This window comes from Actinoallomurus sp. NBC_01490, assembly GCF_036227085.1.
GTDB classification, from domain to species: domain Bacteria; phylum Actinomycetota; class Actinomycetes; order Streptosporangiales; family Streptosporangiaceae; genus Actinoallomurus; species Actinoallomurus oryzae.
The window spans coordinates 2,715,976-2,731,881 of the sequence record NZ_CP109433.1; the positions used below are offsets into that span (position 1 = coordinate 2,715,976).

Sequence of the window (15,906 nt, forward strand, 5' to 3'; positions counted from 1 at the left end):
CACCCCCAAACCGCATAGCGTCGAAAATGGCGGCACCAGGTTAACGCCTCAGACCGGAAATGGGCAGCGTTCGATGATCTCCATTCGGCCGCCCGTATTGGACTCGCCGAAACCGGAATATCGGGGCTAGGCCTGTCCCGCCGCGGTGACCGTACCGTCGCTGACCGTCGCCACCGGCACGATGTGCGCGGCGGGATCGAGCGCGATTCCGCGGGCGTCTTCGTAGCCGCGGTGTGGCGGGGGCGCGCCGGTCAACCGGAACACGGTCGCGTGGCGTACCACGCCGTCCTCGGTCAGCCAGGGTTCCGGCGCGCGTAGGGTCTCGCGCGGCGCGTCGGTCACCGCGGTGATCACGTCGTCGAGCGGCATGCCGCAGGCGAGCAGCTTCGTCATCGTCGTCGGCAGGTCGTGGACCGGTCCCCGGATGTTCCGCACGTGGACGTCGGTGCTGATCGAGTGCGGCGGGAACCCGGCGGCGATGGCGCGGCGCGCGACGTCGGCCGCGAAACTCGCCGCGCCGTGACCGACGTCGAGCCGCACACCGCGGTCGAGTGCCCGGTCCAGGGCCGGGGACGGCCGGCCGTCGGCCCGCCAGGGGTGACCGGTCTTGCCGTGGTAGCAGTGGGTCACGACGTCGCCGTCGCCCAGTAGGTCCAGCACGTCCTCGATGAGCGGCGGCGCCTCCCCGATGTGCACCATGAGCGGCAGCCCCGCCTCGCGTGCGACGAGCCGGCCGAGTTGCAGGGGCTGAAGTCCCATCGCGCCGACGATCACCCCGCTGGAGCGGACCTTCACGCCGCAGACGACGTCGCGGTGCCGGTCGATGGCCGCCAGCGTGGCGTCGACGTCGATGTCGCGGATGTCGGCGGTCTCCCGCATGTGCACCAGGCCGTACGACCCGATGTTCACCCACGCGCGGATGCGCACGCCGGCGGCGGGGATCACGTACTTGACCAGCCCGTCCAGGGTCGCGGCGCCCGCGCTGCCGGCGTCGCCGAGCAGGTGGACGCCGGTGGCCAGGCCGACGTCGTCCGCCGCCACGCCGATCTCGGTCATGCCGTCGTAGACGTGCGCGTGCGCGTCGGCCCATCCCGGGCCGACGTACAGCTCGCCGGGCGGCTCGTCGCTCGGCCTGAGCTTCACGGCGCCGTCCGGACCCGGCTCCAGCCGGGCCGTACGACCGCCGATGACCCGCAGCGGCTCACGGATGATCATGACGCCGCCAGGCACGCGGTCACCGCCGCGTTGTGGAAGCGCGGCCGGAGCCGGGTGATCGCGTCGGACTCGCGGGTGGGGTGCACGCGGTTGGTGAGCAGCACCACGAAGACGTCGAGGACGGGGTCGACCCAGATGCTCGTGCCGGTGAACCCGGTGTGCCCGTAGGCCGCCGGGGTCAGCAGGTCGCCGCCGCTGCAGCGGTGCGGATCGCGGCCCTGCCAGGCGAGCGTCCGGCGCAGCGGGAGCCGGTCGGTCCGCGGCTCGGTCATCACCGCGAGGGTGCGCTCGGCGATGATCCGGCCCGCCGTTCCCCGGCCGCCCCGGCAGAGGGCCTGGCCGAGGGCGGCGAGGTCGTCCAGCGTTCCGAACAGCCCGGCGTGCGCCGCGACGCCCCCGAGTACCTCGGCGTTCTCGTCGTGCACCGTTCCCTGCACGACCCGGCCGCGCCACGGGCAGTCCTCCGTGGCGGCCGCCCGCGCGCGGTCGCCCTCGGGCAGCAGGAAGCGGGTCTCCTTCATGCCCGCGGGCACGGTGACACGCTCGGCGACGAGCGTGTCGAGGGGAGTGCCCGAGGCGCGCTCGGCGATCAGCCCGAGCACGATGAACCCGGCGGAGCTGTAGTCCACGGCCGTGCCGGGCGGGGAACGCAGCGGCAGGCGCGGCAGCGCGGCCAGCAGCTCCGCGCGGGTCGCGCACCGCCGCCACAACGGCTGCTGACCCGGCAGGCCGGAGGTGTGGGTCAGCAGTTCGAAGACGGTGAGCTCGGCCTTGTCCGTGCCGGCGTACTCCGACAGGTGGGCGGCGATCGGGTCGTCGAGGGTCAGCGCTCCGGACTCGACCAGGCTCATCACCGCGAGCCCGGCGATCGGCTTGGTCACCGACGCCAGGTCCCAGAGCGTGTCATCCCGGACCGGCTCGCCGTCCCACGACAGGGTGCCGAGCGTGCCGCGTCCCACGATGCCGGCGCTGCCGCCGAATGCCCAGGCCGCTCCGGAGAACGTCCGCTCCGTACGAGCCCGGGCGACGATGCCGGCGGGATCCACCGTCATGAACCGTTCCTTTCCGCGGGCATGCCCAGTGCCGTGGAGATGCGGCGTGCCGCCGCCACCACCATGGGCCCGAGCAGCCCGACGTCGTCCTCTTTCAGGGTGAACGTGAGGCCGGAGACGCTGATCCCGGCGATGGCGGTGCCGTGCCGGTCGCGGACCGCGGCGCCGACACAGCGGACGTTGCGCTCGTTCTCCTCCTCGTCGACGGCGTACCCGCGTTCGCGCACCTCCGCCAGCGCGGCCAGCAGCAGGTCCGGCTCGACGATGGTCGCCGGCGTGTGGCTGATCAACGGGGAGGCCGACGCGATGATGGCGCGGACCTCCTCGTCGGGGAGGCCGGCGAGCAGCGCCTTGCCGATGGCCGTGCAGTGCAGCGCGACCTGCATGCCGACCTTCGACGCCATGCGGTACGGCTCCTGGGATTCGACCTTGGCCAGGTACACCGCGACCGTGCCGCTCCGTACCGCGAAGTGAACGGTGTGCCCGGTCTGGCGCTGCAGGTTCTCCAGGATGGGCCGGGCCACGGCGCCGAGGTCGCGGTCGGCCAGGGCGGAGCCGGCCAGGGCGAGGAGCGCCGGTCCGGACGCGTACGCGCCGTCGCCGCTGGTGACCGCGTACCCCTCCGCGGTGAGGATCTGCAGGATGCGGTGGGCCGTCGTCTTGTTGATGCCCGTTCGTTCCGCGATGTCGGCGAGCCGCCGCGGTTGGTCGGGGCTGGAGAGGGCGCGCAGGACCGCGAGTGTCTTCTCCACCGAGTTCATTTACGCACCTAAAGGGTTGACCGGCCGGACCGATATGCGGCATATTCAACCATACGACACGGCGTTTCACAATGCGAAACGCAAAAGACTGTTCGCCCCCCTATTCGTCACCCCTGTCCCCTGGGCGCGGCGCTGCGGGAGTTACGAGGAAGGCAGCGAGACGTGACCGAACGCACCACGATGGGCCGCCGTGATCTGCTGAGATTCGGCGGGCTGGCGGTCGCCGGGATATCCATGCCGGGCCTGCTGACGGCGTGCAAGGCCGGCGGCAACCCCGCGGGCAAGGCGGGCAACGTCCTGCGCGTGTCCCAGCCGGCCGACGCGACCACGCTGGACCCGCAGAAGCAGGGCGATCTGCCCTCGATGAACGTCCTGATCAACATCTTCGACACGCTGACCGTGCGCGACGTGAACGACCGTCTGGTCGGGGGCATCGCCGAGCGCTGGGAGTCGGTGTCGCCGACGACCTGGCGCTTCCACCTGCGCAGCGGGGTGACCTTCCACAACGGCGAGCCGTGCGACGCCGCCGCGGTGGCCTACAGCATCCAGCGCCTGGTCGACCCGGCGACGAAGTCCCCGATCGTCGAGCTGCGGTTCGTCACCAAGGCCAAGGTCGTCGACGAGAAGACGGTCGACGTGATCACCAGCCAGCCGGACCCGATCCTGCCGCAGAAGGTGTCGCTGTTCGGCGGCGTCATCGTGCCGCCGAAGTACATCAAGGAGAAGGGCGACGCCGCCTTCGCGGCCAACCCCGTGGGCACCGGGCCGTACGTCTTCCAGTCCTGGCAGCGCGACAACCAGATCGTGCTGAAGGCCAACCCGAAGTACTGGGGCGGCAAGCCGGCGGTGGAACAGGTCACCTTCAAGGTGATGCCGGACGCCGCCGCGTCGCTGGCCTCGTTGCAGTCCGGTGACGTGGACATCGTCTCCCAGCTCAGCCCGGACGCGGCGCAGCAGCTCGGGAACGGTCCAGACCTGAAGGTGGTGACCTCGCCCGGAATCCGCACGTTCTTCGTGTCCATCGACACCCTGAGCGGCGGTCCGCTGGGCAAGAAGGAGGTCCGCCAGGCGCTCAACATGGCGCTCGACGTGCCCACGCTCATCAAGTCCGTGCTGAACGGCGCCGGGCAGCAGACCCCCACGCTGATCCCGCACCAGTCGTTCGGCTACGACCCCTCGATCCAGGCGTTCCCGTACGACCTGGCCAAGGCCAAGACCCTCCTCGCGCAGGCCGGCTACCCGAACGGCTTCACGACCAAGCTGACGGCCTCCGCGGTCGACAAGGACATGGCGCAGGCCATCTCGGGCCAGCTCGCCAAGATCGGCGTGAAGGCGACCGTGTCGATCATGGACGCCGCGAGCTTCAAGCAGCGGCTGGTCTCCTCGAACAAGCAGGCCCTCGGCCCGATGTACTTCACCGGCAACACCGGATGGACGATGGACGCCGAGAGCAACCTGCAGTCGTTCATCCGGCACGACCGCCGGCAGAGCCGCTGGAACAGTTCACAGGCGGACAAGCTCATCGACACCGAAGAGGGCTCGGTCGACTCCGCGACCCGTAAGAAGGCCTTCACCAAGCTCCAGCAGCTGCTGGTGGACGAGGCGCCCTTCCTGTTCCTCTACCAGGCCAAGAGCCTGTTCGCGGTCAACGACCGGGTCCAGTGGAAGACGAACTCGAACGGGACACTCGCCATGGCGAGCGCGAAGCTGACATGAGCGGTGACCTGACGGCCCGATCCGGTGCGCTGACGCTGCCCCGGATCGGGGACCGCGCGCTGTGGTCCTTCATCGGCCGGCGGGTCGGCCATGCGGTGCTCGTGCTGTTCTGCGTCGCGACCGTGTCGTTCTTCCTCGTCCGGATCTCCGGTGACCCCGTACGCCAGATGCTCCCGCCCGACGCCACGGCGGCGCAGGAGGCGGCGCTGCGCGCCCAGCTGGGCCTCGACCGGCCGTTGCTCGGCCAGTACGTCTCCTACATGACCGGCCTGCTGCACCTGGATCTGGGCCAGTCGCTGTTCTTCCACCGTCCGGCGTTCGACGTGATCGCCGAGCGGCTGCCCGCCACCGTCACCCTCGCGGCGGGCGCGCTGGTGGTGGTGCTCCTGGTGGCGATCCCGGCCGGCATCGTGTCCGCCCTGCGGCGCGGCACCGCGACGGACTCCACGGTGATGGCGGCCGTCCTCGTCGGCCAGTCGACGCCGGCGTTCTTCGTCGGGATCCTGCTGATCCTGGTCTTCGCGGTGAACCTCCAGGTGCTGCCCGCGTCGGGGATGGGGGGAATCGAGAACCTCGTGCTCCCGGCCATCACCCTCGGGCTGTACTCGATCGCGATGATCGCCCGGCTGTTGCGGTCGTCGCTGGTGGACGTGCTGGGCGAGGACTACATCCGTACGGCACGCGCCAAGGGCCTGACCGGATGGCGGATCGTGACCGCGCACGGGCTGCGGAACGCCTCCCTCCCCGTGGTCACGGTCGCCGGCCTGGAGATCGGCAACCTCCTCGGCGGAGCGATTCTCACCGAGCAGGTCTTCGCCTGGCCCGGCGTCGGACGGCTGACCGTCGAGGCCGTCACCTACCGCGACTACCCCCTGATGCAGGCGACCGTGCTCTTTTTGGCCACGGTGTTCGTGGTCGTGAACCTGCTGGTCGACCTGTCCTATGCCGCCCTCGACCCCCGAGTGAGGCTGAGCTGATGACCACTGCGACGGCCGGGCGGGCCTCCGCCCCGGCGCGGCCCGCCCCGAACACGATGCGGCACGCCGTCCGGCGTGCGCTGCGCCGCAACCACGCCGCCAAGGTGGGGATCGGCGTCCTCGTCCTGGTCGTGGTCGTCGGGGTGTTCGCGCCGCTGATCGCGCCGCACGACCCGAACGCCCAGAACCTCACGCTCAAGCTCCGTCCGCCCTTCTGGTCGGCCGGGCACGAGCCCGGATATCCGCTCGGCACCGACATGCTCGGCCGCGACGTGCTGAGCCGGGTCGTGTACGGCACCCGGATCTCGCTGCTGGTCGGCGTCGCCTCGACGCTGCTGTCCGGTGTCGTCGGCACCGCGATCGGACTCATCAGCGGCTACTACCGCGGATGGCGTGACCAGGTGTTCATGCGGCTCGCCGACATCCAGCTCGCCTTCCCCACGATCCTGCTCGCGCTGGCGATCATCGCCGTGCTCGGCCCGAGCCTCTGGTTCGTCATCCTCGTCCTCGGCCTGACCGGCTGGGTCTCTTACGCTCGCGTCGTCCGCGCCGAGGTGCTGTCGCTGCGATCTCGGGAGTTCGTGGTGGCGGCCCGGGCGATCGGCGACAACGACCGGCAGATCATGACCCGTCATCTTCTGCCGAACATCGTCGCTCCGCTGGTCACCATCGGTACCCTGCAGGTCGCCGCGATGATCATCGCGGAGGCGTCGCTGGGCTACCTCGGGCTCGGCGTGCCACCCAGCATCCCGACCTGGGGCGGCATGCTGTCCGAGGGGCAGCTCTACCTGCGCAGCGCCTGGTGGATCGCGGTCTTCAGCGGAGCGGCGATCATGCTCACGACACTCTCGATCAACGTAACCGGCGACATGCTCCGGGACGTCGCCGACCCGAAGGCGTACACGAAATGAACCTCGCGTCCCACTATGTCTGCGACGACTGCCATGCGCGTACGCCGCTGGACACTCCGGCTCTGCTGTGCACCGCGTGCGGTGGACTGCTGGAGATCGAATACGACCTGACGCGCGCCTCGCGCGAGATTCTCACCCGCGCGGCCGGCCGCCGCGACATCGGCCTGTGGCGCTGGGCGGACCTGCTCCCGGTGGCCGACGGCACGGAGCCGCTGTACCTGGGCGAGGGGGACACCCCCCTGCTGACCACCCGGGTGCTCGGCGACCGCCTCGGGATCCCGAAGCTGCGCGTCAAGAACGACACGTTGATGCCGACCGGCAGCTTCAAGGACCGCGGATTCGCCGTCGCGGTCGGCTTCGCCCGCTCCATCGGGGTCGGGGAGGCGTTCACCTACAGTTCGGGCAATGCGGGCGCGTCCTTCGCGACCTACGCGGCCCGCGCCGGGATCGACGCCACGGTCCTCGTCGAGGACGTCGCCAACCCGACGAAGGTGGCGGCGATCAGCCTGTACGGCGCCCGGGTACTGCGGCTCCACTACCGCTCCAGCCTGGAGATCTTCGCCGGTGTCAGCGCGCTCGCCGACGCGGGCTTCTACTCGTTCGTCAACTTCATCAACCCGGTCCGGCACGAGGGGATGAAGACGTACGCCTACGAGATCTGCGAGGCGCTCGGCTGGCGGGCCCCGGACGTGATGGTGCACCCGGTCGGCACGGGTGGTGGCCTGTGGGGTGCGTGGAAGGGCTTCCGCGAGCTGCGGCGCATGGGCGTCATCGACCGGCTGCCGCGCATGATCGGCGTCCAGCCCTCCGCCTCGGCCCCGATCGTGCGGGCCTTCGCCGAGGGGCGGCCCATCGCCGGTGCGCACGGCGACGCGACGCGGACCGTCGCGCAGAGCATCGCCGGCGACGCACCGATCCAGGGCGGGGCGCGCGTCCTGCGCGCCATCTACGAGTCCGGCGGCCGGGCGATCGCGGTCGACGACGGCGAACTGTTCGAGGCGATGCGGCTGCTCGGCGCCGAGGGCGTGACGGCCGAGCCGTCGGCGGCGGCGTCGGTCGCCGCGCTGCTCCGGGCCCGCGCCCGGGGCTGGGTGGCGGAGGACGACGTGGTCGTCGCGGTGGTCACCGGCTCGGGACAGAAGCAGCCCGACGCGCTGGAGCGCGCGGCGCCGCCGCCCGCCGGCGACGTCCGCGCCGACCCGGACGAGCTACTCGCCCTGTTCGGCGCCCCGGTGAGGAGCGGCGGATGAGCGCCGGCGCGGCGGTGATCGAGCGCCTGGCGGCGTGCGTCGCGCTGCCCAGCCCCACCCCGCCGGGCGACGTGACCCGGGTCGCCGACTGGGTGGCCGACTGGGCGGCCGGCTTCGGCGCCTCGGTGACCCGCCAGCACGTCACCCCGGTCGCGGACAACGTCCTCGCCCGCCTCCGCTTCGGCGACGGGCCGCGCCTGGTGTTCAACAGCCACCTGGACGTGGTCGACCCGTCGTCGCAGGACTGGGCGACGCCGCCGTACGAGCCGGTCGTCCGGGACGGGCACATGGTCGGACGGGGCACCTGCGACGCGAAGGGCAGCCTCGTCGCCATGCTCTGCGCCATGGAACGGCTCGCCGCCCGGCCGTCCGGGCTGACCGGCGAGATCCTGCTCACCGCCGTCATGGGCGAGGAGGCCGGCGGGCTCGGCAGCGCGCACCTGGTGGCCCAGGGGCTACGGGCGGACGCGGCCGTGGTCGGCGAGCCGACCGGCCTGACGATCGCGCGGGCGCACAAGGGCACGTACATGAAGCGCCTGCGGTTCCGCGGCCGGGCCGCGCACAGCGCCTCGCCGTGGCTCGGCCGGAACGCCGTCGCCGACGCGGCGGCGTTCGTGACCGCCTGCGAGGAGGAGACCACGCGGCTCACCGCCTTTCCGCACGAGGCGCTCGGCCCGGCCACCATGACCGTGACCGTCCTGTCCGGCGGCGCCCTGCAGAACACCGTCCCGGACGAGGCGACGCTCATCGTCGACCGGCGGCTCGTCCCCGGTGAGACGCACGAGGACTGTGACCGGCGGCTCGCGGCGATGCTGGACGACCTGCGGGCCGCCAGGCCGGGGATGGACGTGGCCGAGCCGGAGGTCGTCGTGGCGACCGTCCCGTCCGAGACCGCGGCCGGCGAGCCCGTGGTGGCCGCCGCGCTCGCCGCGCTCGGCGACGCGGGACGGCCCGCCGACCGGGCGACCGGCTTCAACGCCGGCTGCGACATGAGCAAGCTCGTCGGCGCCGGCATCCCGACGGTGATCTGTGGCCCGGGAAGCCTGGCGCACGCACACCGGCCGGATGAGTCCGTGCCGCTCGACGAGCTCGTGGACGCCGTCGACGTCTACGAGGGAATCGCCCGCCGCCTGCTGGCCCGTACACGGGAAGGGTGAACGCCGTGCCGGTACTCGAGGTCAATGACCTGCATGCGGAGTTCCGCCTGGACACCGGGACGGTCCGCGCCGTCAACGGCCTGTCGTTCTCGGTCGAGCCCGGGCAGACGCTCGCGGTCGTGGGGGAGTCCGGTAGCGGCAAGACCGCCACCGCGCTCTCGATCCTGCGGCTGCACCCCACGCCGCCGTGCGTGTACACGGGCGGTCAGATCATCGCCGGTGGCCGCGACCTGCTGACCCTGCCGGAGCGCGAGATGCGCCAGGTCCGCGGCAACGAGATAGCGATGATCTTCCAGGACCCGATGACCAGCCTCAACCCGGTCAAGACCGTCGGCGCGCAGATCGTCGAGTCGCTGCGCCGGCACCGGTCGCTGCCGCGCGGCGAGGCGCGCGCCCGCGCGGTCGAGGCGCTCCGCGAGGTCGGCATCGCCCACCCGGAGGCGCGCGCGGGCCAGTACCCGCACCAGCTCTCCGGCGGCATGCGGCAGCGCGTCATGATCGCGATGGCGCTCGCCTGCCGCCCGAAGCTCCTCATCGCCGACGAGCCCACGACCGCGCTCGACGTCACCGTGCAGGCGCAGATCATGGAGCTGATGGCCGATCTGCAGGAGCGGTTCGGGATGGCGATCGTGCTGATCACCCACGACCTGGGGGTCGTCGCGCAGGTCGCCGACCAGGTCCTGGTCATGTACGCCGGGCGGCCCGTGGAGGCGGCCGGCGCCGACGACCTGTTCGAGCGCCCGAGGATGCCCTACACACGGGCGCTGCTCGAGTCGATGCCCCGGCCGGACGTCCCCGGCGGCGCGGTCCTCGACCCGATCCGCGGCGCGCCGCCGAACCTGCTGGACCTGCCGCCCGGATGCGCGTTCCACCCGCGCTGCGAGTTCGCCCGGCCGGAGTGCGCGAGCACTGTACCCGTCCTGGAGGAGAAGGCGCCGGGGCACGCCGCGGCCTGCGTCCTGACCGACGATGACCTCCCGGGAACGAGCGAAGGAAGGCGGGTGAGCGGAGCATGAGCGCGCAGGAGGAGCCGCTGCTGTCGTTGCGGGGCGTTCGCAAGGAGTTCGCGGGACGCGGCATGGGACACCCCGGATCGACGGTCCTCGCCGTCGACGACGTCTCGCTGGACGTTCACCCGGGTGAGACGCTCGGCCTGGTCGGGGAGTCCGGGTGTGGCAAGACGACGCTCGCCCGGCTGATCCTGCGTCTCATCGACGCGACCGCCGGCGAGATCCGGTTCGGCGGACGTGACCTGCTGAAGCTGTCGCAGCGCGAGATGCTGTCGGTGCGGCAGGACCTCCAGGTGGTCCTCCAGGACCCCTACGCCAGCCTGAACCCGCGCATGCGCGTCGGAGAGATCATCGCCGAACCCCTGATCACCCATCACAAGGTGCCCCGGGGCCGGCGTGGCCGCGCCGTCGCCCGCGAACGCGTCGAGGAACTCCTGGGCGACGTCGGCCTGGACGCCTCGGTCCAGGACCGGTACCCGCACGAGTTCTCCGGGGGACAGCGGCAGCGGATCGGCATCGCCCGCGCGCTGGCGCTCGAACCGAAACTGGTGATCTGCGACGAGCCGACGAGTGCCCTGGACGTGTCCATCCAGGCACAGATCACCAACCTGCTGAGGCGGCTCCAGCGCGAGCGTGGCCTGACGTACGTGTACGTCTCCCACGATCTTTCGATGATGCGGCAGATGGCCGACCGGGTGGCGGTGATGAACCTCGGCCGCATCGTCGAGCTGGCCGGCACCGAGGAGCTGTTCACCAGCTCGCGGCACCCGTATTCGCACTCCCTGCTGTCGGCGGCGCCGATCGCCGACCCGAAGGCCGAGCGGACGCGGCGCCGCATCGTGCTGCACGGTGAGGCGCCCTCGCCCGCCGACCCTCCGTCCGGGTGCGTCTTCCGCACACGCTGCCCGATCGCCCGCGACGAATGCGCCCGGACCCGTCCGCCGCTCGTCGACCACGACGTGCCGGGACATTCGGTGGCATGTCTCTACCCGGTCCGCGCGGCGGCGGACCTGCTGAACACGACGACGAGTTGAAGGAGCACCGATGACACGACAGGAAGTACGGACCGAAGACGCCCCGCGCCCGGCCGGGGCCTACTCCCAGGGCATCGTCGCGAACGGTTTCCTCCACACCGCGGGGTTCGGCCCGCAGGACCCGCGCACCGGGGCGGTCGCCGACACGATCGAGGAACAGACCGCGCAGGTCATCCGCAACGTCGAGGCGGTCCTCGCCGCGCAGGGCCTGACCTTGGCCGACGTCGTCAAGGCCACGGTGCACCTCCAGCATCTGCACCGCGACTTCGCGGGCTTCAACGCCACGTACGAGTCGCTCATGCCGAAGCCCTACCCGGTGCGCACGACGGTGGGTTCCGACCTCGCGAACATCCTCGTCGAGATCGACGTCGTCGCGGCACTGCCGGACGGTCGCCCCGGCGAATAGCGGGACGCATCGACCACTGGCACATCGATTCGCCAGGTCGGCCTATTGACGGCCGGCCTGGCTTTCTTTTAGTTTCAGGCTGTCACACATTCTAGGATGCTGTCATGAAATATAGGACAGATAGCACGGACTCTGCAAGCGCGAGCACGCGGCCGATGTCGTCGGCCCTGAAGCTGCTGCGGCTCCTCGACGTCGTGGGGGAGTCGGAGGAGCCGGTCCGGGTCGCCGATCTCGCGCGGACCCTGGGCGCCACCCGGTCGGAGGTGCATCGGCACCTCGTCACGCTGGTCGCCGCCGGGTGGATGGAGCGGCTGCCGGACGGCGCGTACCAGCTCACGGTGAAGGCCGCGCACCTCGGGCACGCGGCGTTGCAGCACGCCGGGTTCGGCGAGCGGGTCTCGGCGATGCTGGTCGGGCTCGCGGCGGAGACGGGGCAGTCCGTCTGCCTGGCCGTGCTCGACGACGACGCGACGCGCGTGGTCAAACGGGCCGAGCCCGGCACCGCCGCCCACGTGACACTGGCCCTGGGGCGGCGCCTGGACCTGCGGTTCGGTGCCACCGGACGGGTGCTGCTCGCGTACGCCGACCCGGCCGTCGTCGCCGGCCTGCGCGCACGGGAGGTCGGCGTGCCGACCGACGCGGAGCTGGCCGAGATCCGCGAACAGGGGTACGCGCTCATTCCGGAGGCCGACCCCGACGGAGGGCTCGCCGCGATCGCCTTCCCGGTCTCCGGCCGTACCGGGCGGCCCAACGTCGCGCTCTGCGCGGTCGGGCCCAGGGCCGTCTTCGACCCGCTCACCGCACGCGAGCCGCTCGCGGCCGCCGCCGTCAGGCTGTCCCGCCTGACCACCAGCGTCGAACCGGGGGCGGCCGCCCCCTGGGACTCCTAACCCACCACCCGTACAGGAGGGACATGCAGACCGCCGCGCCCGACACCGATCCGACGCTCGGCCCCGACCCGGAGGCGTTCATGCGCCCGGAGCGGCTCGCCACGCTGCCGCCCACCCGGCTCTCGGCCGGCCGCGCGCTGGTCAACCGGATGAGCCGGGAGCGCTGGCGCATCGAGATCGTCCGGTTCGACATCGACGACCGGGCCAGGGGAGACGCGCTGTACCGCGTGCACGCCCCCGGCCGGACGTTCGACTTCATGGTGTTCTCGTTCGAGCCCAAGCTGGAGGGCCGCACCGGCCGGATCATCGGTACGGACTGGGACATGATGGGCTCGCTCGTCGAGGGCGAGGCCGGCGAGGCGGAGATGCGCGCCACCCGCGCCGAGTTCCCCAAGCTGTACGCCGGCCGGGCCACGCCGGGCACGCTCGTCTGGTGCCGGTCCAACCGCAGCCTGCGGCTGTTCGACCACGTCATCGAGCGGCTGGCGAGCGGGCGCCAGCCGGACGTGGACGAGCTGTGGCGCGTCGGGTACCTGATGCGGAACACCGGCCTGGACGGCAACGGCACGTTCGGCACCCGTTCGTACCTGGCGCTGGAGGACGACCACCCGCTGCGCGGCCCCTACCAGGCACAGATGCTGTCGGCGTATCTCATGCGGGAGTTCTCCTTCGACCTGGCCGAGCACCTGGCGCGGCTGGCGGACCCCGGCGCAGCCCGGCTGGATCCGGATCTGAAGCGGTTGCTCGGGCTGGGCAACGGCTCGGCGCTCGGCCTGGTCTTCTTCGCCAACAACCACCCGGCGCTGCTGGACCGCTGGCTGACCCTCCGGTTCGCGGCCGTCGCCGAGGCGCGGGCCCGGCCCGCGGTGCCCGGCGGCGCCGAGTGGAACCGCGCGGTCGAGCTGCTGGAACGTGCCATCGCGTTCTACGACGAGGACCCCTTCCGCTACCACTCGTTCACCCCGGCGGCCACGGTCGCCGACGGCCTGCGGCGCATCGCCAAGGCCATGGCCGGGGCCGAACCGCCCGGGACGTTCGGCGAGCTGGTGGACGCCGCCGCCGAGGTCGGCCCGGACGCCGTCGAGGTGGGCAACGCCATCCTGCTCGAACTCCGCCCGGAGGCCACCGACGCGTGGCTGCGGTACCAGCCGGTGGACGAGACGCTGACCCGCCGCCCGGCGCAGCGCGTCGGCGAACTGCGCGACCTGCTCGACCGCGAGTACGCGTGGACGCGCCGGTTCGAGATGGCCGATCCGGCGCAGCGGCGGTTCCGCTGGTACAAGTCGCGCGACGCGGAGGAGCCGCGGCGCGGGCCGGTCGAGGAGGTGCCCGAGGGCTTCGAGTGGGCGCTCGACCTGCCCGGCGACATCCAGCGGCTGGCCCGCGCGCTGCGGGACGAGCCGGCCGACCGCACGGTCGGCGAATTCCTGGCGGCGCACCCGGCCGAGCGCGCCACCGTGCAGCGCGTGCAGGGCCTGGCCGGCCGGCGGTACCACTCGCCGCACATGAACATGCTGGCCGGCGACTTCACCCCCGCGCACGTCGTCCGGCTGATGAACTCCGCGTTCCACGGGCTGGACAAGACCGTGGACGGCCTGGGCCGCAACGTGCTCGGTCTGCTGTTCCACGGCGCACCCGTCGCGGCCGACCTCGAGGCCGGGCGCGCCGCCGACTGGATCTACCCCCGCCGTCCGGAGGAGCGATGACCATGCCCGAGACGACCGCGCCGCCGGAGCGGACCGGCCCGGACCCGATCAACGTGTCGCTGCGGGAATGCCGCCTGGTCGCCTACCGGGTGCTGTGGCACCACGGAGCCCCGGTCGGCACCATCCCGGCGATCGTCGACGTGATCGTCGCGGCCGAGGCCGCCGGGCTGGAGGGGCTCCGCGCGCTGCACGCCGACGCCCCGGCCATCGGCGCCACGGCCGCCCGCCCCGTGACGTACGCGGAGGCGGGGGACGAGCTGGTGATCGACGTGGCCGGCAAGCACGCGCTGGCCGCCGTTCCCGACGTCATCGACCTCGCCGCCGCCCTGGCGAGCGACGACCGGCGTACGGTGCGGATCGCCGGAGCGGAGCGGGACGGCCTGCTCGCCGTCCTCCCGCACGTGGCGCCCGACCACGGCCTGGCGCTGACCCCGGCCGGTCCGGGCCGCTTCACCTGCCGCCCCGTCGCCTCCGCCCGCGACGGGCTGCCGTCGGCGGCGGGCATCCTGCGCGACGGCACGGACGTGCCCGCCGAGCTGTGGTGGGCGCTGTTCCACCTCGGCAACCTCGCGCTCACGCCCGACTCGCCGGTGTCCCGGCGGCACACCGGCCGGTCGGTCTTCGACGCGCAGGGCCGCATCGTCGGCGAGCTCGGCGAGGACGCACAGGACCCCGACGACGCCACCACGCCCGCCACCCGCTGAGCGCGCGAACACCCCGAGACGGAAAAGGACAGCGCACCATGTACATCGACGGCCTGGAATGCAGCGTCTACGACCGACAGGTTTTCCAGGAGCTGCGCGACGGCGGCCTCGCCTGCGTCACCAACACCCTGGCGTTCTGGGAGGACGCCGGGGAGACCATGGACGAGATCGGCCGCTGGCGTGACCTGGCGCGGGAGAACGCCGACCTGATCACGATCGCCCGCACCGCCGACGACATCGAGGCGGCGTACGCGTCCGGCCGCACCGCCATCCTGCTCGGCACGCAGAACTCCTCGCCGATCGAGGACCGCATCCGGTACGTCGAGCTGTTCCACGACATGGGCCTGCGGGTCATGCAGCTCACCTACAACAACCAGAACGCCATCGGCGGCTCCTGCTACGAGCCGCACGACTCGGGGCTGACCCGCTTCGGCCGGGAGGTCGTGCGGGAGATGAACCGGGTCGGCATGGTCGTGGACCTGTCGCACGTGGGCGAGCGCACCGGCATCGACGCGATCGAGGCGTCGGAGGTGCCGGTCGCGGTGACCCACGCCAACGCCCGCTCGCTGTATGAGCACGCGCGCAACAAGGGCGACGACCTGCTGCACGCGCTGGCCGCGAACGGGGGCGTGATCGGCCTGGCGACGTACCGCAACATCAGCGGCCCGTGGGCGGACTCGCGCGAGGCGTGGTGCGACATGCTGCGCCGCACCGTCGACATCGTCGGCCTCGACCACGTCGGGATCGGCACGGACCTCAGCCGCAAGAGCGGCGACAAAGAGCTCCAGTGGATGCGAAAGGGCCGCTGGACGCGCACCACGCAGTACGGAGCCGGATCGGCCGGAAACCCCGGCAAGGCCAAGCCGGTGGAATTCATGACCTCCACCCGCGACTTTCCCGCGCTCGCCGAATGCCTCACCACCCGTGCGGGATTCAGCGACGAGGAGACCGCCAAGATCATGGGCGGCAACTGGATGCGTTTCTACCGGCAGGTGTTGAAGGGCTGACCGCCCGGCACGGGTGAACGCGGAAATCGAAGTTCCCGGTACAGAAGAAAGCGAGTGTTCTCCTCGACTGATCCCGGCGTCGCCACGTGTGACGCGTTGTGCCGAAAGGC

Annotated in this window: 15 protein-coding genes; 12 read left to right on the forward strand and 3 right to left on the reverse strand. The window is 71.9% G+C overall.

What is annotated here, in order from left to right; translation table 11 throughout:
• Positions 1-126 precede the first annotated feature (126 nt).
• From OG417_RS13245 to OG417_RS13255, 3 genes are read right to left on the reverse strand one after another with little or no spacing between them, the layout of a single operon-like run.
• A complete protein-coding gene (locus OG417_RS13245; protein ID WP_329254919.1) occupies positions 127-1,215 on the reverse strand; it encodes an amidohydrolase/deacetylase family metallohydrolase in 1,089 nt (362 codons plus the stop codon).
• Positions 1,212-2,267 carry a serine hydrolase domain-containing protein gene (locus OG417_RS13250; protein ID WP_329254922.1) on the reverse strand — a complete coding sequence of 352 codons (1,056 nt, stop codon included), beginning with the start codon at positions 2,265-2,267 and terminating at the stop codon, positions 1,212-1,214. Before OG417_RS13250 ends, OG417_RS13245 begins: the two co-directional genes overlap by 4 nt.
• Complete coding sequence (locus tag OG417_RS13255) at positions 2,264-3,028, reverse strand: IclR family transcriptional regulator (RefSeq protein ID WP_329254925.1); 765 nt, start codon at positions 3,026-3,028, stop codon at positions 2,264-2,266. The genes OG417_RS13250 and OG417_RS13255 overlap by 4 nt, the downstream gene beginning before the upstream one ends.
• Before the next feature lie 162 nt (positions 3,029-3,190).
• Here OG417_RS13255 and OG417_RS13260 point away from each other — a divergent pair, with 162 nt between their 5' ends.
• From OG417_RS13260 to OG417_RS13315, 12 genes are all read left to right on the forward strand, one after another.
• Positions 3,191-4,744 (forward strand): ABC transporter substrate-binding protein, encoded by a 1,554-nt coding sequence (locus OG417_RS13260; RefSeq protein WP_329254928.1) that lies wholly within the window; start codon positions 3,191-3,193, stop codon positions 4,742-4,744.
• A complete protein-coding gene (locus tag OG417_RS13265) occupies positions 4,741-5,721 on the forward strand; it encodes an ABC transporter permease (protein ID WP_329254931.1) in 981 nt (326 codons plus the stop codon). Before OG417_RS13260 ends, OG417_RS13265 begins: the two co-directional genes overlap by 4 nt.
• Positions 5,721-6,632: an ABC transporter permease gene (locus OG417_RS13270; protein ID WP_329254936.1), complete on the forward strand. Its 912-nt coding sequence runs from the start codon at positions 5,721-5,723 to the stop codon at positions 6,630-6,632. The genes OG417_RS13265 and OG417_RS13270 overlap by 1 nt, the downstream gene beginning before the upstream one ends.
• On the forward strand, positions 6,629-7,882 hold the full coding sequence (locus OG417_RS13275; RefSeq protein ID WP_329254939.1) for a threonine synthase: 1,254 nt from the start codon (positions 6,629-6,631) through the stop codon (positions 7,880-7,882). The genes OG417_RS13270 and OG417_RS13275 overlap by 4 nt, the downstream gene beginning before the upstream one ends.
• Positions 7,879-9,039 carry a M20 family metallopeptidase gene (locus OG417_RS13280; RefSeq protein ID WP_329254943.1) on the forward strand — a complete coding sequence of 387 codons (1,161 nt, stop codon included), beginning with the start codon at positions 7,879-7,881 and terminating at the stop codon, positions 9,037-9,039. The genes OG417_RS13275 and OG417_RS13280 overlap by 4 nt, the downstream gene beginning before the upstream one ends.
• A gap of 5 nt (positions 9,040-9,044) precedes the next feature.
• Positions 9,045-10,055 (forward strand): ABC transporter ATP-binding protein, encoded by a 1,011-nt coding sequence (locus tag OG417_RS13285; protein WP_329254946.1) that lies wholly within the window; start codon positions 9,045-9,047, stop codon positions 10,053-10,055.
• Positions 10,052-11,083 carry an ABC transporter ATP-binding protein gene (locus tag OG417_RS13290; RefSeq protein ID WP_329254950.1) on the forward strand — a complete coding sequence of 344 codons (1,032 nt, stop codon included), beginning with the start codon at positions 10,052-10,054 and terminating at the stop codon, positions 11,081-11,083. The genes OG417_RS13285 and OG417_RS13290 overlap by 4 nt, the downstream gene beginning before the upstream one ends.
• A gap of 10 nt (positions 11,084-11,093) precedes the next feature.
• Entirely contained in the window at positions 11,094-11,489 is a 396-nt protein-coding gene (locus tag OG417_RS13295; RefSeq protein WP_329254953.1) for a RidA family protein, read from the forward strand.
• Positions 11,490-11,644: 155 nt separating this feature from the next.
• Positions 11,645-12,379 (forward strand): IclR family transcriptional regulator, encoded by a 735-nt coding sequence (locus OG417_RS13300; RefSeq protein WP_329254957.1) that lies wholly within the window; start codon positions 11,645-11,647, stop codon positions 12,377-12,379.
• Between the two features lie 23 nt (positions 12,380-12,402).
• Positions 12,403-14,085 (forward strand): hypothetical protein, encoded by a 1,683-nt coding sequence (locus OG417_RS13305; protein ID WP_329254960.1) that lies wholly within the window; start codon positions 12,403-12,405, stop codon positions 14,083-14,085.
• A gap of 2 nt (positions 14,086-14,087) precedes the next feature.
• Positions 14,088-14,789: a hypothetical protein gene (locus OG417_RS13310; protein WP_329254963.1), complete on the forward strand. Its 702-nt coding sequence runs from the start codon at positions 14,088-14,090 to the stop codon at positions 14,787-14,789.
• Between the two features lie 38 nt (positions 14,790-14,827).
• A complete protein-coding gene (locus OG417_RS13315; RefSeq protein WP_329254965.1) occupies positions 14,828-15,796 on the forward strand; it encodes a dipeptidase in 969 nt (322 codons plus the stop codon).
• Positions 15,797-15,906: the final 110 nt, after the last annotated feature.